Origin of the sequence: Pseudoalteromonas sp. NGC95, assembly GCF_015864705.1 — a bacterium.
GTDB classification, from domain to species: Bacteria; Pseudomonadota; Gammaproteobacteria; order Enterobacterales; family Alteromonadaceae; genus Pseudoalteromonas; species Pseudoalteromonas arctica.
The window spans coordinates 1-17,252 of the sequence record NZ_JADYWR010000009.1 but is presented as its reverse complement, the minus strand read 5'-3'; the positions used below and the strand labels follow the sequence as shown (position 1 = coordinate 17,252).

Here is a 17,252-nt window from a genome sequence, read left to right as displayed (position 1 = left end):
ATGCCCTGATAAACTTATGATAATAAAAGGCCCTACATTATGACTTTGCTCTGGATACCCTTGTTATCCTTAATTGGCAGTGTTATTTCTGCATGCACAGGTAAGTTATCCCGCAATTTAAGCACTAGTTTAACGGCTCTTGCGCCTTTGACGGCTTTGGGGATTACTCTATACCATGCACCTGCCGTTTTAGCGGGCGAAACCATTCGTTATTCTTTAGCTTGGATCCCGTCAATAGGACTCGATTTGTCTCTGCGGTTAGACGGCCTCAGTTTATTGTTTATGTTTATGATTTTAGGCATAGGCTTGCTCGTTATCCTCTACACCCGTTACTACCTAAGCGCTAATGACTCAATGGCTAAGCTATATAGTTACTTAATGCTATTTATGACTGCAATGCTTGGTATTGTTATGTCTAACAACGTCATTCAACTGTGGTTGTTTTGGGAATTAACGAGCATCAGCTCATTTTTATTAATTAGTTTTTGGTGGCATAAATCAGAAGCGCGAAAAGGCGCACGTATGGCGCTTGCTGTAACAGGCGCGGGCGGCTTAGCGTTACTTGCTGGATTGATGCTATTAGGTGATATTGTTGGTAGTTACGACCTAGATGTTATTCTAGCGAGTAAAGCAATAATTCAATCTCATGATTTATACGAAGTAGCATTGGTATTGGTGCTACTGGGTGCGTTTACTAAATCGGCACAATTTCCATTTCACTTTTGGCTTCCTCATGCAATGGCAGCGCCTACGCCAGTAAGCGCGTATTTACATTCTGCGACGATGGTAAAAGCCGGTATATTTTTGTTAGCACGTTTTCATCCTGCTTTAGCCGGCACCGATACTTGGTTCTTGCTCGTTGGGTTAACGGGTTTAGCTACGCTGTTGTTTGGTGCTTATATAGCACTATTTAAACACGACTTAAAAGGCTTGTTAGCCTATTCAACAATAAGCCATTTGGGTTTAATAACGCTATTACTCGGACTTGATACTGAGCTTGCGACTGTTGCTGCTATTTTTCATATAATTAACCATGCAACGTTTAAAGCGTCGTTATTTATGGCCGTTGGTATTATTGATCACGAAACGGGCACGCGCGATATGCGTAAATTAAATGGTATGTGGCGATACTTACCATACACTGCAACGCTTGCGATGGTCGCGGCGGCTGCAATGGCAGGAGTTCCTTTACTAAATGGCTTCTTGTCTAAAGAAATGTTTTTTGCAGAAACGCTACACCAGCAAGTGCTTGGTTCTATGTCGTGGTTAATTCCAGTACTGGCAACTGTTGCAGGTGCATTAGCTGTTGCGTACTCAGCACGCTTTATTCATGACGTGTTTTTTAATGGTGAACCAATTGATTTACCTCGTACGCCGCATGAGCCACCGCGCTATATGCGTGTACCAATAGAAATACTCGTTGTGATTTGTTTGTTAGTGGGTATGTTCCCGCACTTTACAATTGATGGCATTTTATCTGCGGCGTCTTTAGCTGTACTTGGAAAAGAAATGCCGGTGTACGAATTGGCTATCTGGCATGGGTTTAACTTGCCTCTACTAATGAGTGCGATGGCGATTGCTGGCGGCTTATTTATTTATATTAATCGTAAATATCTATTTCAGTTTCAAGCATCATTACCACCTCTAAACGCTAAAAAAACGTTTGAACGTGTGATATTAAGCGTTATTGCTTGGTGTCAGTCAAAGGTAAGCAGTATCGAAAATGGATCGCTACAGCGCTATCTTGTAATTATGTTAGCGGTGGTATTACTGTGTGCGGGTTGGCCATTATTTGAAATGCAACAACTTGCCGGTAGCATGCCACTTACGCCTGTTGATGTGCACAATGCAATTGGTGCAGGCTTATTGATTATTGGTGCTCTTGCCACCGTTATTTGGCATCGCTCTCGAATGGTATCGCTATTAATGCTCTCAATTGTAGGATTAATGGTGTCGGTTGTATTTACACGCTTTTCTGCTCCAGATTTAGCGCTTACGCAGCTAACTGTTGAGGTTGTTACTATTATTTTACTTATGCTGGCATTGTTTTTCTTGCCGCAGCATACGCCAAAAGAATCAAGTTCATTACGCGTACTTCGAGACTTAGCAATAGCCTCTACGTTAGGTGTAGTTATCGCGAGTATTTGTTATGCATTACTTACACGCCCGCTAGATTCAATCTCAGACTTCTTTATTGCTAACGCTAAAATTGGTGGCGGTGGTACTAACGTAGTTAACGTTATTTTAGTCGACTTTAGGGGCTTTGATACGCTTGGTGAAATTACCGTATTAGGCATTGCCGCATTAGGTATATTTAAAGTACTTTCTCGAATTCCATTATTTATGCCAGCAAGCGACAGCGAAGGGCGCCCATGGGCACGAGAGCGCCATCCAATATTACTGGCGAGTATTTCACAAAGTTTATTACCGCTTGCGTTATTGGTCTCTGCATATATTTTCTTACGTGGGCATAACTTACCTGGTGGTGGCTTTATTGCAGGACTGGTAACGTCAATCGCGTTTATTTTGCAATACATGGCGCATGGTACAGCATGGATAAACGAACGTTTTGATGTTAATTATCGCAAAATTATAGCTTCAGGCATTGGTATTTCTTTGTTTACAGGTGTGGGTAGTTGGTTCTTCGATAAGCCATTTTTAACAACTTGGTTTGACTACTTTGATATTCCGTTTGTCGGTAAAACAGAGCTTGCCAGCGCGATTGCATTTGACCTAGGTGTTTACTTAACTGTTGTAGGCGCTACATTAATGATTTTAGCAAGCTTAGGTAATATGACAGCAGATACCCAGAAAAAAGAGGTAAATATTTAATGGAATTATTGTACGCATCTTGCGTTGGAGTATTGGTCAGTTGCGGTGTGTTTTTACTGCTAAGAGCTCGTACGTTCCCTGTAGTACTTGGGCTTACTATGATTTCATACGCTGTTAACTTATTTTTGTTTTCAGCAGGTCGCCTTACTATTAATAAAGCGGTAGTACTTGGTACTGGCACAGAATACGCCGATCCTCTACCTCAAGCATTAGTACTAACTGCAATAGTGATTGGTTTTGCGATGACCGCATTTGTGGTTATTTTGGCAATACGTGGGCGCGCCGATTTAGGTAGTGACCATGTTGATGGTTATGTGCCTAACACCTCTGCAGATAATAAGGAGCAAAAATGATCCAACATTTAGCTTCGCTACCTATTTTATTACCTATGCTGACGGCAGTTATTTTATTGCTGCCGCCATGTGGTAAAAGCGTCAAAATTCGCCGCTTAGTTTCAATTGTAATGGCAATAGCTACTTTTGCCATTAGTGTGCTTTTGCTTGTACATATTAATAATACGGGTATTAATGTTTACGCTATTGGTAATTGGTCTGCACCATTTGGGATAGTCTTAGTCGCTGATATGTTATCTACCTTATTGGTTACGTTAACTTCACTTTTAGGTTTGGGCGCTATTTTATATGGTAGTGCTGGCGATGATGAAAAGGGTAGCTTTTATCATCCACTTGTTCATTTTTTAATATTGGGTGTAAATGGCGCGTTTTTAACTGGCGATTTATTTAACCTATTTGTATTTTTTGAAGTGTTACTGATTGCATCATATGCATTGTTAATGCATGCAGGTGATAAACAAAACACTCGTGCGGCACTGCAATATGTAATATTAAATTTAGTTGGCTCAAGCGTATTTTTAATCGGTTTGGGTATTTTGTACGGTGTACTTGGTACGCTTAATATTGCAGATATGGCGCAAAAAGTATCACAGCTTTCGGGCGATGATGTATACCTAGCAAAAGCAGGTGGTTTATTACTATTAATTGTATTTGCTTTAAAGGCCGCACTATTACCTCTGCATTTATGGCTTCCAAATACGTATTCAAGCGCTAAACCTGTGGTTGCTGCATTGTTTGCGATTATGACCAAAGTAGGCGTTTACGCCATGCTTCGTGTTTACACGGTGATATTTGGCGAACAAGCAGGAGCGCTTGAACATATGGCGCAGCCTTGGCTTTGGGGCTTAGCAATTGCCACCATTATAGTGGGTGCCATTGGCGTTATGGCAGCGCAAGACTTACGTAAACTCACCTCTAACTTAGTATTAGTATCGGTAGGTACGTTGGTTGCGCTAATTGCATTGCAAAATGTAAATGCCACTGCTGCACTTTTATATTATTTAGTGCATTCAACACTTGTTAGTGCCGCACTGTTTTTACTAGCAGACTTAGTTTCAATCCAGCGCGGTAAAGTTGGTGATAGGCTAGTAGCGGGTCGCTCTGTTAAACAACCATTTTTATTAGGTGTGTGCTTTATTGTTGCAGCTTTAACTGTAGTTGGTATGCCGCCACTATCAGGCTTTGTAGGTAAAATTTGGATACTTAAAGCCACATTAAATAGTGAGCAAGCTTTACTATTTTGGCCTGTATATTTAGTAACAAGCTTTGCGTTGTTGGTAGCGCTTTCGCGTGCTGGCACGACCTTGTTTTGGGAGCATAAAAGTAAAAATAGCGAAAACGCAGATTGTGCAAATGCACACCCGTTGCAGGTAATTGTAATTATAGGTTTACTTGCGTGTTCGCCATTGCTCGTTATTTTTGGCGGACCAATAAGTGAATACATGCTAGGTGCTGCTACTCAGTTACATGATATAAGCGGCGGTATTAATGCTGTACTTAAAGGAGGCATGTGATGAGATTACAAGCCCGTTTTCGTTGGTTACCAACGCCATTTCGTAGCTTATTTTTGTTTATGGTTTGGCTATTGTTAAATAATAGCGTGTCGGTAGGGCACTTAGTATTAGCGACTATTTTTGCAATACTTATCCCAATATTAAGTTTTTCGCTTCGCGAGCCTCAGCCACTAATTTTAAAGCCGGGCTTGGCTCTTAAGCAGTTGCTTATTGTGCTGTACGATATTGTCGTAGCAAATTTACAAGTGGCTTTACTTATACTTGGGCCATCTAAAAATTTGCGTCCGGCATTTATAAAAGTACCGATAGATTTAACTCATGATATGCCAATTACCATATTGGCCAGTAGTGTATCGCTTACACCCGGTACAGTGAGTGCAGAGGTTTACCCAATTGCTGAATCGTTACCTGAGGGTGAAGAGCCAACACAACGCTACTTATTAATACATGTGCTTGACCTTAAAGATGAAGAAGCACTTATCAAACAAATAAAACAACGCTACGAAGCTCCACTAAAGGAGATATTTCAATGTTAGACACCGTATTACTCATTGTTTTTTCGATGATTGGCTTATCATTATTGCTTAATTTATGGCGATTGATCATTGGTCCATCAGTGCCTGATCGTGTTTTAGCGCTCGATACAATGTACATTAACGTCATTGCACTGATTATTTTATATAGCATTAGTATGGATACAGGGCTTTATTTTGAAGCTGCACTGCTTATTGCCATGCTCGGTTTTATAAGTACAGTTGCAGTGTGTAAGTATTTACTACGTGGCGATATAATTGAATAAGGTGAAAACATGATCAGCGAATGGGTTGTATCAATATTATTGTTATTTGGTGGTACGTTTATTTTAATTGGCTCAATAGGCTTAGTTAAACTACCTGACTTTTTTATGCGTTTGCATGGGCCAACTAAAGCAACAACGTTGGGCATGGCAAGTATGCTAATTGCAGCTATGGTTTATTTTGCAAATTCAGGGCATGGCCTAAGTGTTAAAGAAATACTCATTACTATATTTTTACTAATTACGGCACCGATTAGTGGTTACATGCTAATAAAATCAGCTATTCATCATAAGCTAAAAGCCAAAGAAGGCACTAAAGGCCTAGATAATGTAGAAGACGATTAACATAAAAATATATTTATAAAAGGCCGAATAAATTCATTTTATTCGGCCTTTTTAGTGACTGCTTGTACCCTTTACAAGACTAATTAATAATGTAACTATAAAACGATTATTTATATGAAAGGATATTATTATGGGTAAGGTACTACTTTTATCATTACTGATTTTTTCTAGTAGTTTGTATGCTGAACAAAATACTAAGCAGCAAAAAATAGATGAACTTATTAGTGTAATGAATTTAGATTCAATGGTTGACTCTATGTACGGCCAGGTTGAAGGTATGATGAAAGGCATGTCAGATCAAATGGGCGTTAAGCCTTCTGAACAGGCAATTTTTGATAAATACTACAGCGACATGACGACGGTATTAAAAACCGAAATGAGCTGGGCCAAAATGCAGCCGATGATGATTAGCGTGTACGACAAACATTTTAGTGAGCAAGAAATTGCCGATATGTTAGCGTTTTATAAAACAGATACAGGGCAAAAAATACTTGAAAAAATGCCTGTTGTGATGCAAGAGTCTATGCAAATGTCACAAAGCTTAATGAAAGATGCTATGCCTAAAATACAAACTTTAGCGCAGCAACTAAGCGACGAATTAGAGCAAAGCCGTAGCGAATCAAACTAGGGCAGCGCATGTTTGGTATTTATGCTGCGTTATCGCCTATTTATGGGGAATAACCACACTACATAGGCTGTGCCTTGCCTATAGACCAAACAGTCTGCTGTAAATTAAACCACCAATGATCAACACGCCCTTAGATTAATACGCGCCTTACTTAGGCGCTTCTCTCCTGAATTACATCCCCTCCAGATAATACACGCCCGATATCAGCTTAAGTTAATTATGTTTGTGTCACTATACTAATGAGCAACAATACTTAATCAATTTAAGGGATTAAATTCGGCGTTAACTGCGTTAAACATTTTTGATATACGACTGCATGGATGCAGGGGGCAATTAGTGATAACAACTAAATAACGAAACCTTTGCCTTGTTATCAACACGATTTTCTTGTCTTAAATAGGTTACTTAATTAAGCGAATTGGTATTATTTTATTAGTTTTAAAATAGTCATTGACCTATGTGTTGCACCTAGGTTTATTATGAAGCTACTGAAACACGACGGAGCTAAATTATGTATGTTAAACAACTCGCCAAGTTAATGGGCGTGACTGCCGATACTGTTCGTCATTACACACGTGTTGGGTTACTTAACCCAATACGCAGTGAAGAAAATGGCTATCAAGAGTATACAAAGCAAGACCAGCAGCGTTTAAAGTTTATTATTAGCTCTCGTCAACTTGGTTTTTCACTCAAAGATATTCAACACATTATAGGCGAGTCAGAGCAGGGGAATTGTCCTTGTCCGTTAACGCGTAAACTCATTACTAAACGCCTAGAAGAAACCGAAGCACTATTTCAAGAAACATTAAAATTACGAAACAGAATGCATGCAGCTCTGGAGCAATGGGATACATCAGCCGATGGTGCAAATGCCAGTGACGTGTGTAGTTTAATAGAATCTTTTGTTGATCCAATAAACGATTCTGCAAATAAGGAGCAGCGTAATGACGACTAATACAAAAGACACCGCGCAAAACTTTATTATTGAAGGCGCTAATTGCGGCAGTTGTGTGGCTAAAATTGAAAAAGCCCTTAATAGCGTGCAAGGCGCGCAAAACGTGGAAATGAACTTTGCACAGCGTACTGTCCGTGTAGAAGGTAAAGCTTGCGAAAGCACGCTCATTAAAGCAGTCGAAAACATTGGTTATTCAGCTAAGCCAATGAGTAACGAGTCTGATCAAGATGCACTTGATGAAAAAGCAAAGTCGGATGAGGCACATTATAAAAAGCTAATGCGTAATATGATATTAGCGTTAGGGGTCGGTACGCCGTTAATGATATACGGGCTTATTTTTGACATGAGTGTGACCACCGACACACAACGAATAGCATGGTTTTTAGTGGGTATAGTCACGCTTGTGGTTATGGCTATATCAGGTAAACAATTTTACAACGGTGCATGGCAGGCATTCAAAAACCATGCTGCCAATATGGATACATTAATAGCGCTTGGTACAGGTACTGCGTGGTTGTATTCAATGTTTGTGGTAATAGCACCAAACTTATTACCGGAAGTTGCAAGACACGTATATTTTGAAGCATCATCGATGATCATCGGTTTAATTAGTTTAGGGCTCGCTTTTGAAGTAAAAGCACGTGGGCGCACCTCACAAGCAATTAAACGCTTAATTGGCCTGCAACCAAAAACTGCACGCGTAATTCGCGATGGGCAAGAGCAAGACATCGACATTAGTGATGTGGTAAAAAATGATGAAGTACGCGTACGCCCGGGTGAAAAAATCCCTGTGGATGGCGATGTTATTGAAGGCAGCAGTACGGTTGATGAGTCAATGCTTACTGGTGAGCCAATGGCTGTAAGCAAAAAAACGGGCGACAAAGTCGTTGCCGGAAGTATTAATAAAAGTGGCACTTTATTATTTAAAGCCACGCACATTGGTAGCGAAACCACACTGGCTAATATTATCAATATGGTAAAACGTGCACAAAACTCTAAGCCATCAATAGGGCGCTTAGCTGATGTTATATCAGGAATATTTGTACCAACAGTCATGATTATTGCAGTACTTGCGGGTCTTGCATGGTTAAACTTTGGACCTGAGCCATCAATTGCTTATGCCGTTGTTGCAATAACCACCGTACTTATTATTGCTTGTCCTTGTGCGCTAGGACTCGCAACCCCTATGTCGGTTATGGTGGGTATTGGTAAAGCTGCAGAGTCAGGAATATTAATTCGAAATGGTGAGTCGCTGCAAACAACATCTAAAATCACCACCATGATTTTAGATAAAACAGGCACGATTACTCAAGGCACACCGCAAGTTACCGATGTAGTTACGTTTAACAACAGTGATGAAAATACAGTAATGCAACGTGTTGCAAGCCTTGAAAGTAGCTCAGAGCATCCACTGGCAGAAGCAATTACGGCACACGCTAAAAAGCAGGGCTTAGCTTTAAGTAAAGTAGCCGACTTTAACGCAATTACAGGTAAAGGTGTAACCGGCAGTGTTGACGGGCAAACATTGTTGTTTGGTAATAAAGCGCTAATGGATAAATACGATGTGGCCGTTGATGATGCAACCGAGCAAGCTCAAACACTTGCCGGTGATGCTAAAACGCCCATGTATTTTGCAAGTAATAATAAGCTCCAAGCTATTATTGCGGTAGCAGATCCTATTAAAGAGGATTCAGTTGAAGCTATTAAACGCCTGCAAGATAAAGGTATCCACCTAGTTATGCTAACAGGTGACAACAAAGCCACTGCACGAGCCGTTGCTAAGCAAGTTGGTATTGATGACTTTATTGCAGAAGTAATGCCCGATGACAAAGTAAACGAAGTAACAAAGCGCCAAGCAAACGGTGAAATAGTGGGTATGACAGGTGACGGTATTAACGATGCCCCCGCACTTGCGCAAGCGGATGTAGGGTTTGCAATTGGCACAGGTACCGATGTTGCAATAGAAAGTGCAGACATTACCTTAATGCGTGGTTCGTTACATGGCCTTGCTGATGCAATTGCAGTGAGTAGTGCAACTATTTTAAATATTAAACAGAACCTATTTGGTGCCTTTATTTATAACGTGGCGGGTATTCCGATTGCAGCCGGCGTGTTGTATCCATTTTTTGGCATACTACTTAACCCTGTTGTTGCAGGTGCAGCTATGGCACTTTCATCGCTTACAGTGGTAAGTAACGCTAATCGCTTACGTTTTTTCAAACCAAATAAATCGTAATTTAAGCTAAGGAGTACATTATGTTGATGATTAATATAGGTGGTGCACTGTTAATAGCCGCAATTATTTATTGGTTTTGGCTATACAAACCAGAGCAAACACAAAGTGATGACAACAAAGTAACGATAGTCGTTGATAACGGTGTTTATAAGCCAGGACACATTAAAGTGGCAGCCAACAAAGAGGTTGTACTTACCTTTGATAGAAAAGACAGCGCGCCGTGCGCCGAAACCGTGGTATTTCCACAGCTTGATATAAGTAAAACGCTGGCAATGGGTGATGGCAATACAGTTAAACTACCTGCGCTTGAAGCCGGTGAGTATGACTTTCATTGCCAAATGAAAATGTACAAAGGCAAGCTAGTTGCTCAGTAACCTGAACTAAGTAGGTGTTGGGGTCGTATAGTTGCCTTATATAAGTTATGAGTAGGAGTGGTTACATTAAATGAATAAATTAAACCCTAAAAAATTATTGAATAGTAAATGGACCGCAACACCTTCTATAAATAAAGAAAAACACTTCATTATTGTTGAGGTGGAATTTGATGAAGATGGCAACGTAATTGAATGTATTACCGAGGCTGTTATGTCAAAAAATCAATATCCAATTAGTTGGCGAGATTTAAAAGATAACCAAAAGTGGCTGCAAGGGTGGAAGTAGTTTAAATCTACATAGTTTACCTCACTCCAATAGCGGCACATTTGCAGATAGCTGGCACACGATGTAGGTTTGCTTAACTCAAGCGAACCTATATTTTACGGCGCATTAAGTTATGAACTCAATGCTATAACTTAGCTCATATATCACATTCTTTCTGAGTAATTCGCCATTTGGCAACAAAACAGTTAATTTCAAAATATCCTTTCAAAATTTTTATAATAAATCTCAAAAATAATGTAACTGACTAATTATAAATGAATTAATTATTTAATAGTCGCGAACAAATCCTATGTTACTTCCATGTTCATATTCAGTTTATTTTGAAGACTAACCCAAACACCCCCCTTTTTGGCTTTTTAGCAAAAGTGTGTCTTTTTAACTAAACCTAACTAATTGATTTATATCGGTTTATTATTTTTAGGTAAATGGCTGTTGCTAAATAGCAACAATAACACCTCCTCAAATTAAGCTTCTCTCGCTTTATATTGTTTAACTCATTGTTTTTAAATAATAAATAAAAAGTGGCACCAAAGTTGTAATACCTAGAGTGTATTAAGCAAAACGTGATGAAAGCCAAAGGCCTTAATCGCAACAACCCAATGAAGGAATACTATTATGAAAACATTTCAATCAACACTAGTACTAATGGCGCTAGCTTCTTCATCAGCGGCTTTTGCAGCAACAGATTTTGATACGCTAGACGTAGATGGTAATGGCGCAATCAGCCAAGCCGAAGCATCAGTGGATGCTGAGCTTTTAAGCAAATTTGAAGAACTCGATACAAACCAAGATGGTGAGTTATCTGAAGATGAGTTTTCTAAGGCCTAAAATTAAAGCCTTAAGCAGTTAATGTTCTGTAATGTTATCTAAATTCTGAGTTGCCAAAGACAACCTAAGTAGGCAAGGGAGCCTACTAAAAAGAATAACCAGGAAGTGACTAGAGAGCACTATAGAGCAAATTTATTTAGGACACCGCATACTTTTGAAGGATTAAATTATGAAAAAGCTACAATCAACATTTGTACTTATGGCTATTGTTTCTTCGTCAGTAGTATTTGCAAACACAGACTTTGAAACACTCGATGCAGACGACAACGCTTCAATTAGTCAAGCTGAAGAGTCGGTGCAAGTGATAGAGCAATTTGACGAGCTAAATGTTCAAAGTAGCGGTGGTCCGACAGAAAATGATTTTTTTGAATATTAATTTATAAACACTTTACTCCTAAAGGATCTTTGAAAAGGACTTCTTACCTCTAATCAGGTCACCCCTAATCAGGCTCAAAGCCTAAGGAAACGATTATGAAAACATTACACAAAACTTTAGGGCGTATTGATCTTTGTGGATTGAAATTTGTTCAATCTAGGGGCGATTAAATCGCGGCGCGAGGTTTGTAACCTAGTGGGCTAAGTAAAAACCGAGCAACAAAGAGTTAATCGTCCCTAGAAAGAACCCAAAGGGCAGCGCATGTTTGGTATTTATGCTGCGTTATCGCCTATTTATGGGGAATAACCACACTACATAGGCTCTGCCTTGCCTAAAAACCAAACATACTGCTGCAAATTCACCCACCAAAGATCAACACGCCCTACCACTTGTAGCCCTTGCTTCTTCTTCAGCGGCGTTTGCTGCGGTAGATTTTGATTCTTTTGATACTGATGGCGACGGCGTAATTAGTAAAACAGAAGCCCAAGTAAACTCGCAACTAGTACAGCTTTTTGATCAATTAGATGCAGATGGAAATGGCGAATTATCTAAAGAAGAGTTTTCGAAGGTTCAGTAACAGGCTCTATATTTAAGTTAGTCGTAAAGCCTTACCAGTCATACTCACAAAGCAGCTAAGTAATTAATACTTAGCTGCTTTTTTGTGCATTTAACTTAATATATTACTGTTTAGTCACCAAAATAGTGCAAAACTCGAGTTTTAATTTAATTAAGTTACTGATTATTAAGTTGTTTTATTATTGGTTTTAAACTTGCAAATCTATTTATAACTTAGGTTAATGAGTATTTAAAATGGCGCGAATGAGTTATATCAGTAGTGTTGAGCGCTACCACGAATATGAGCATGTAATACACAGCTTACTTAAATCTATTTTGATGAGTATTGAGGATGGGTTAACTAAGGAGCGTGATACCCGCTACCTGATTAAGCAGTACCCATTTTTAGAATTACAATATTGTTTAAATGCAGAAGGTTTGCAGCAGGGTAATAATGTCTGCTTTAAACGGGCATATAGAAAAAAACTAGGTGAAAGTGGTAATCAACAAGATTTAAGCGAGCGCCCCTATTTTTTGAACGCTAAAACAAGTGATAGGGTGTGCTTTACTGATCCCTACATTTCTATAGCGACTAACCATTTATGTATATCGGCGATTAAAGAACTAAAAAAACCAATTAATAATCAACATTACTTGGTCGTTGATGTGAGCTTAACGCAGCTTATTGAGTTTGTAATGGGTGATACTGCGCGCGCTAATATGTCGCCTTACTTTAAAGCGGGTTACGGTATTATTGTTGCGTGCTTATTTTGCTTAGTATTATTTTTACTGAATATCGTTTTTAATGATATATACGCGCTATTAACCCATGTAGATACCTCATCAGACCCACTTGAACCCTTTAGTATCATTATTTACATCACCCTAGCATTAGCAGTATTCGATTTAGGTAAAACAATACTCGAAGAAGAAATCCTTATGCATAAGGATATTTTTAGGCACTCATCTACGCGGCGCACTATTACACGGTTTATATCTACCGTGTTAATTGCTATATCAATTGAGGCGTTGTTAACTATGTTTAAAGCGGCGTTGGGGCAATCGGAGTATTTAATGCCTGCAATAGCGATGATGCTTGCAGTAGTGGGGCTTTTAATTGCACTAGCTATTTATGTTTATTTAGGAGCAAAGGCCGAAACGCTATTAATGCGGGCTCGTTTAAAACAAAAATCCTCCAAGTAGGAGGATTTTTATATTACATAACTATTAATAGTTATTTATTGTTTATCTTGCGCGCGTTTGGCTTTAAAGTCAGACTCGCTCGTCCACTTTGGCCAATCGCCATTGTTTGCAAGTTGAGTGGCTATATCAACAATAAGATCTATATCTTGCTTAACGCCACCTAACGACCAATCAGCTGAGTAGTCGTCTGCTTCTTTATGGTATTTATGCGCAATGTACTCAGGATCGGTATCGCCCAGGCTCATAAATAATAGACTAGGCACACCTTGCTTAGAAAGTGAGAAATGATCAGATCTAAAAAATAAGCCATTTTGCGGGCGAGGATCCATTTTAACAACACGGCCTTGTGATTTTGCAGCCTTTGCTAAATAGTTTTCCATTGTCGATAAATCTTTACCGTATTGTAAAATGTAGTCAGTGCCATCAAGCACGTTCATGCCATCAATATTTAATAGACCGACCATTTTTTTTGTAGGTACAACCGCACCCGATGCAAATTCTTCAGAACCAATTAACCCCGTTTCTTCTGCTGTAAAGTTAGCAAAAATAATTGAGCGTTTAAATGGTTTTTGCTTGTTCATTTTGCTCATGATGCGTGCTATTTCAAGCGTGGCTGCAGTGCCTGAAGCGTTATCTACTGCGCCGTTATAAATCTTAGGGCCAGTATCAGTTTGTTTAGTACCAAAGTGGTCCCAGTGAGCGCTAATAACAACGTATTCGTCAGGTGATTCGCTACCTGTAATTTGTGCAACTACGTTATGCGATTTTGCATGAGATACTTCGTTTTTAAAGGCAAGGTTTGCTTTTAAGTTGAGTGGCGTCGCTTTAAAGTCATCATTTAATGCTGCTTGTTTTAAATCTTGATAGTTAAGCTTTGCGGCGTTAAACATTTTCTCAGTCGCATCAAGTGTTAGCCAGCCCATAACCGGTAATTTAGACGCGTTTAAATTGTTATCCATTAACGTGTATTTAGTGCCGGTGTTTGAACTTTCAACTACGCCCCAAGGGTATGCCGCAGGTGCTGTTTCATGAACAATAAATACAGCCTTTGCACCTTGGCGAGCGGCTTCTTCATATTTATAAGTCCAGCGACCGTAGTAGGTCATTGCATTGCCAGTAAAAAGGGCATCGTTTTGAGTAGCAAAGCCTGGATCGTTAACTAGCACAACCACTGTTTTACCAGTTACATCAATATTTTTATAGTCATTCCAGCTATATTCTGGCGCATTAATACCGTAGCCCGCAAATACAACGTCAGAGCTTCTTACATCAATTAATGGCTGAAGTTGCTCGGTACGTGCGGTAAAGTCTTTGCCTGATTCAAAGCTCAAATCACCTACCTTTAACTGCATGTCCTGATTAGCTGTCACCATTGCCATTTTTACAGGCTGTAAGTATTTACCTTTATAAGCACCGGTTAAACCCAGCGCTTTATATTGCTCGCTTAAGTAGCCTACTGTTTTCACTTCGCCATGAGTAAGCGGGCCTCGGCCTTGAAAGTCATCAGAGGCTAGCGTTTTAATATGCTGTTTAATATTGCTAAGGCTTACACCGGCTGTATTTTCTAATGGGGTTTGTTCGCTTGCAGGCTCTGAGCAGCCAAAGAGTGCAACTAGCAGGCTTAGGCTAGCGCTTTTTAAAAGAGTAGATGCCATAGTCTTCATATTGTTATTTAATTAGGCTTTCAATATAAAGGAAGCACCGCAGCGATGTCGAATTTTTATAGAGAACTTTTCATTCAATTGCAGATTGATTTTATAAGGTGTATAAATAACGAACAACCTAAAGGAGCACATAATGAGCCAATGTAAAAAAAGTGGGTATTTATTTATAGCTAGTGGCATTGCATTTTTTGCTGCTGCAATATTAGCTGAGCAGGAGACATTTTTTGTGCTGTCTGCTTCTTTTATAATATTGGGCACTATAAGTATAAAAAAAGCGGCTTAATAACCGCTTAGTTTTTTTAGCTAAATATAAAGCTTAAATACAATACTTGGCACTAAAAGCAAAAAACCAGCATTAGCTGGTTTTTTAGTATAAGTTGCAGTTAGCTTTATGCGTCTGCAAGCTTTACGCGGATCTTACTTTTATCAACAGTAGATTGGTTAAGTGCTTTAATGGCGCTTTTACTTTCTATGTCGTTTGGCATTTCTAAAAAGGCAAAGCCTTTAGATTGGCCAGTTTCTTTATCAAGTACCAAGTTGCAGGTAGTCACTTTACCGTGCTCTGCAAATAAAGTACGAAGCTCATGCTCAGTGGTAGCACGAGACAAGTTACGAACTAATAGTTTCATAATGAACCTAAATAATTATGTCAGTACTAATTATCTCAAGTAACTCAGCTTTAACCTAATTTTATTTTAAAACATATATAAATAAACGTTCTATAGGAATAATTGTTTGTATCACACTGAAAAAACATAGCTTTATAATTTTAAATGGATTGCCATCAAATTGGTCATGTTAATTGGTAATTGAGTTGTGGTTATTTACATAGTTAATTGGTAAGTTTATGTTTTATTAACTTACTATTAACTATAAAGCTAACAATGCCTAAATATAATCTTAAACTGTGTAATGTAATTACAACCGCACTTCTATCTTGTTTAGTTGTTGGTTGTGGCAGCTCTGGCTCTGATTCTACGGTGCAAAATAATGAAGCGATTACTTTACAAACTCCTGCAATAATTGGTGGTAATAGCCGAGGCGAAGTTATTAGTGATAGTAATGATGCAATAACAGGCTCATTAACCATTACTGATCAACAATCCGGTGAGGCTGCTTTTATAGCACAAGAAAATAGCGCTACAAGCTATGGTTTTTTTAGCTTAAATGCTGGTGGAGATTGGTCATACACACTTGATGATTTAAATGCTTCAATAACATCTTTAAGGGAAGATGAAACACTGCAAGACACAATAACAGTAAACTCTTTAGATGGTACTGGCGCACAAATTATCATAACAATTGTTGGTGCACCAATAACTCAAGCTGATGGCTTTGAGAGCATCTCGCACGTGTTATTGCAATCAGATGGCGTAGATTCGGGACTTGACGCATACACACTTATTGAAAATGCATTCGGCGAAGGGTCAATTGAATCTCCAGATTTATACGCTGGCAATCATGAAAGTGTTGTCCATATTATCGAAGATACCGATACGATAATTGGTAGCCATTTTGTATTTTTAGCCCACCGAGATGATGACCAAGATAAAGACAAAGGCGCAAGTGACAGGCAACGCAACGAAATAAAAACCTACGATAAATCACCGCAAGAAACACTGGCGTTTGAGGGGGAGACATTTCAATACAGCTGGAAATTTAAAGTAAGCAGCGAGCTTGAGCTTACGAGTAAGTTTAGCCATTTTTTTCAAATAAAAGCGCGTAACGAAAGTAACGACAACACCAATGGTAATGACGATCAGCCTATTATTACGCTCTCGGGTGCGCAAAAAAACAGTACAGGCAATCAACTACAGGTTCGATATAGCGCAGGCTTTGACGAAAACGGTAACAGCACGGGTCTTGATAAAAACTTAATTGAAACCGACTGGTCTTTAATAACAGATGAATGGGTCGAGGTATTTGTACAAGCTACATTTAGTGAAAGTGGTAAGCTTGATATGACATTAACGCGCTTAAGCGACAACGCAGAGATATTTAATATAAGCGAGCAAAACATAGATATGTGGCGCGGCTTTAATGATGATGATTTTGCTCGTCCTAAGTGGGGAATATACCGCTCAATTGTTGAAACCGACAGCCTTCGAGTTGATGAAGAACGTGTTAGGTTTGCTGATTTTTCTATCACAAGAGGTAAGTTAGCGCAGTAAGCTATTTTATCAATTTGTCCCGTCCTAAAATACGTTGACGGTTTTAATTGAAGGCCAGTAGCTTTTGCTCCTGGCTTTTTTTGTGCACTTGGTTTGGTGTTTTCATTCCTAAACTCAAATGCGGCCTCATTTCATT

At 39.1% G+C, this 17,252-nt stretch carries 18 protein-coding genes and 1 pseudogene; 17 read left to right on the top strand and 2 right to left on the bottom strand.

Annotated features, from left to right (window positions below):
• The first annotated feature begins 39 nt into the window (after positions 1-39).
• The 15 genes and pseudogenes from I6E70_RS09930 (at position 40) to I6E70_RS09860 (ending at position 13,281) form a co-directional block, all read left to right on the top strand.
• The gene (locus tag I6E70_RS09930; protein ID WP_033012429.1) at positions 40-2,832 is read left to right on the top strand and encodes a monovalent cation/H+ antiporter subunit A; all 2,793 of its coding nucleotides are present in this window, start codon (positions 40-42) and stop codon (positions 2,830-2,832) included.
• Positions 2,832-3,185, top strand: a complete 354-nt coding sequence (locus tag I6E70_RS09925; RefSeq protein ID WP_010554685.1) for a Na+/H+ antiporter subunit C — start codon at positions 2,832-2,834, stop codon at positions 3,183-3,185. Before I6E70_RS09930 ends, I6E70_RS09925 begins: the two co-directional genes overlap by 1 nt.
• Positions 3,182-4,699 (top strand): monovalent cation/H+ antiporter subunit D, encoded by a 1,518-nt coding sequence (locus tag I6E70_RS09920; RefSeq protein ID WP_101164004.1) that lies wholly within the window; start codon positions 3,182-3,184, stop codon positions 4,697-4,699. Before I6E70_RS09925 ends, I6E70_RS09920 begins: the two co-directional genes overlap by 4 nt.
• Complete coding sequence (locus tag I6E70_RS09915; protein WP_007585523.1) at positions 4,699-5,235, top strand: Na+/H+ antiporter subunit E; 537 nt, start codon at positions 4,699-4,701, stop codon at positions 5,233-5,235. The genes I6E70_RS09920 and I6E70_RS09915 overlap by 1 nt, the downstream gene beginning before the upstream one ends.
• Entirely contained in the window at positions 5,229-5,498 is a 270-nt protein-coding gene (locus tag I6E70_RS09910) for a K+/H+ antiporter subunit F (protein WP_007378493.1), read from the top strand. Before I6E70_RS09915 ends, I6E70_RS09910 begins: the two co-directional genes overlap by 7 nt.
• 9 nt (positions 5,499-5,507) lie before the next feature.
• Complete coding sequence (locus tag I6E70_RS09905) at positions 5,508-5,840, top strand: Na+/H+ antiporter subunit G (RefSeq protein ID WP_007585525.1); 333 nt, start codon at positions 5,508-5,510, stop codon at positions 5,838-5,840.
• Between the two features lie 130 nt (positions 5,841-5,970).
• Positions 5,971-6,468, top strand: a complete 498-nt coding sequence (locus I6E70_RS09900) for a DUF2059 domain-containing protein (protein ID WP_010554687.1) — start codon at positions 5,971-5,973, stop codon at positions 6,466-6,468.
• Positions 6,469-6,979: 511 nt separating this feature from the next.
• The gene (locus I6E70_RS09895; protein WP_101217268.1) at positions 6,980-7,423 is read left to right on the top strand and encodes a MerR family transcriptional regulator; all 444 of its coding nucleotides are present in this window, start codon (positions 6,980-6,982) and stop codon (positions 7,421-7,423) included.
• Positions 7,413-9,659: a heavy metal translocating P-type ATPase gene (locus tag I6E70_RS09890; protein WP_197188622.1), complete on the top strand. Its 2,247-nt coding sequence runs from the start codon at positions 7,413-7,415 to the stop codon at positions 9,657-9,659. The genes I6E70_RS09895 and I6E70_RS09890 overlap by 11 nt, the downstream gene beginning before the upstream one ends.
• A 20-nt stretch (positions 9,660-9,679) precedes the next feature.
• Positions 9,680-10,033, top strand: a complete 354-nt coding sequence (locus I6E70_RS09885; RefSeq protein ID WP_197101601.1) for a cupredoxin domain-containing protein — start codon at positions 9,680-9,682, stop codon at positions 10,031-10,033.
• A gap of 70 nt (positions 10,034-10,103) precedes the next feature.
• Positions 10,104-10,319 carry a TIGR02450 family Trp-rich protein gene (locus I6E70_RS09880; RefSeq protein WP_007585532.1) on the top strand — a complete coding sequence of 72 codons (216 nt, stop codon included), beginning with the start codon at positions 10,104-10,106 and terminating at the stop codon, positions 10,317-10,319.
• Positions 10,320-10,934: 615 nt separating this feature from the next.
• A complete protein-coding gene (locus tag I6E70_RS09875) occupies positions 10,935-11,147 on the top strand; it encodes a calmodulin (RefSeq protein ID WP_007585535.1) in 213 nt (70 codons plus the stop codon).
• A gap of 169 nt (positions 11,148-11,316) precedes the next feature.
• Positions 11,317-11,523: a hypothetical protein gene (locus I6E70_RS09870; RefSeq protein ID WP_024593886.1), complete on the top strand. Its 207-nt coding sequence runs from the start codon at positions 11,317-11,319 to the stop codon at positions 11,521-11,523.
• Between the two features lie 382 nt (positions 11,524-11,905).
• Positions 11,906-12,100, top strand: a pseudogene (locus I6E70_RS09865) (EF-hand domain-containing protein); the annotation flags it as partial.
• A 233-nt stretch (positions 12,101-12,333) separates the two neighbouring features.
• Positions 12,334-13,281: an EAL-associated domain-containing protein gene (locus I6E70_RS09860; protein WP_165721384.1), complete on the top strand. Its 948-nt coding sequence runs from the start codon at positions 12,334-12,336 to the stop codon at positions 13,279-13,281.
• A 35-nt stretch (positions 13,282-13,316) separates the two neighbouring features.
• Here I6E70_RS09860 and I6E70_RS09855 read toward each other — a convergent pair whose 3' ends face one another.
• Positions 13,317-14,936: a M28 family metallopeptidase gene (locus tag I6E70_RS09855; protein WP_197188621.1), complete on the bottom strand. Its 1,620-nt coding sequence runs from the start codon at positions 14,934-14,936 to the stop codon at positions 13,317-13,319.
• A 142-nt stretch (positions 14,937-15,078) separates the two neighbouring features.
• Between I6E70_RS09855 and I6E70_RS09850 the strand changes: the two genes are divergently transcribed.
• Positions 15,079-15,228, top strand: a complete 150-nt coding sequence (locus tag I6E70_RS09850; protein WP_007585545.1) for a hypothetical protein — start codon at positions 15,079-15,081, stop codon at positions 15,226-15,228.
• Between the two features lie 106 nt (positions 15,229-15,334).
• On the opposite strand, the gene I6E70_RS09845 is transcribed toward I6E70_RS09850, so the two are convergent.
• Positions 15,335-15,574 (bottom strand): RNA recognition motif domain-containing protein, encoded by a 240-nt coding sequence (locus I6E70_RS09845; RefSeq protein WP_007585551.1) that lies wholly within the window; start codon positions 15,572-15,574, stop codon positions 15,335-15,337.
• 255 nt (positions 15,575-15,829) lie between these two features.
• On the opposite strand from I6E70_RS09845, the gene I6E70_RS09840 reads away from it, so the two are divergent.
• A complete protein-coding gene (locus tag I6E70_RS09840; protein ID WP_010554694.1) occupies positions 15,830-17,116 on the top strand; it encodes a VCBS domain-containing protein in 1,287 nt (428 codons plus the stop codon).
• The last annotated feature ends 136 nt before the right edge of the window (positions 17,117-17,252 follow it).

Bases quoted from the DNA above. Each gene is read 5' to 3' on its own strand.
- I6E70_RS09930 (WP_033012429.1), top strand. From the start codon at position 40: ATGACTTTGCTCTGGATACCCTTGTTATCCTTAATTGGCAGTGTTATT.
- I6E70_RS09925 (WP_010554685.1), top strand. From the start codon at position 2,832: ATGGAATTATTGTACGCATCTTGCGTTGGAGTATTGGTCAGTTGCGGT.
- I6E70_RS09920 (WP_101164004.1), top strand. From the start codon at position 3,182: ATGATCCAACATTTAGCTTCGCTACCTATTTTATTACCTATGCTGACG.
- I6E70_RS09915 (WP_007585523.1), top strand. From the start codon at position 4,699: ATGAGATTACAAGCCCGTTTTCGTTGGTTACCAACGCCATTTCGTAGC.
- I6E70_RS09910 (WP_007378493.1), top strand. From the start codon at position 5,229: ATGTTAGACACCGTATTACTCATTGTTTTTTCGATGATTGGCTTATCA.
- I6E70_RS09905 (WP_007585525.1), top strand. From the start codon at position 5,508: ATGATCAGCGAATGGGTTGTATCAATATTATTGTTATTTGGTGGTACG.
- I6E70_RS09900 (WP_010554687.1), top strand. From the start codon at position 5,971: ATGGGTAAGGTACTACTTTTATCATTACTGATTTTTTCTAGTAGTTTG.
- I6E70_RS09895 (WP_101217268.1), top strand. From the start codon at position 6,980: ATGTATGTTAAACAACTCGCCAAGTTAATGGGCGTGACTGCCGATACT.
- I6E70_RS09890 (WP_197188622.1), top strand. From the start codon at position 7,413: ATGACGACTAATACAAAAGACACCGCGCAAAACTTTATTATTGAAGGC.
- I6E70_RS09885 (WP_197101601.1), top strand. From the start codon at position 9,680: ATGTTGATGATTAATATAGGTGGTGCACTGTTAATAGCCGCAATTATT.
- I6E70_RS09880 (WP_007585532.1), top strand. From the start codon at position 10,104: ATGAATAAATTAAACCCTAAAAAATTATTGAATAGTAAATGGACCGCA.
- I6E70_RS09875 (WP_007585535.1), top strand. From the start codon at position 10,935: ATGAAAACATTTCAATCAACACTAGTACTAATGGCGCTAGCTTCTTCA.
- I6E70_RS09870 (WP_024593886.1), top strand. From the start codon at position 11,317: ATGAAAAAGCTACAATCAACATTTGTACTTATGGCTATTGTTTCTTCG.
- I6E70_RS09860 (WP_165721384.1), top strand. From the start codon at position 12,334: ATGGCGCGAATGAGTTATATCAGTAGTGTTGAGCGCTACCACGAATAT.
- I6E70_RS09855 (WP_197188621.1), bottom strand. From the start codon at position 14,936: ATGGCATCTACTCTTTTAAAAAGCGCTAGCCTAAGCCTGCTAGTTGCA.
- I6E70_RS09850 (WP_007585545.1), top strand. From the start codon at position 15,079: ATGAGCCAATGTAAAAAAAGTGGGTATTTATTTATAGCTAGTGGCATT.
- I6E70_RS09845 (WP_007585551.1), bottom strand. From the start codon at position 15,574: ATGAAACTATTAGTTCGTAACTTGTCTCGTGCTACCACTGAGCATGAG.
- I6E70_RS09840 (WP_010554694.1), top strand. From the start codon at position 15,830: ATGCCTAAATATAATCTTAAACTGTGTAATGTAATTACAACCGCACTT.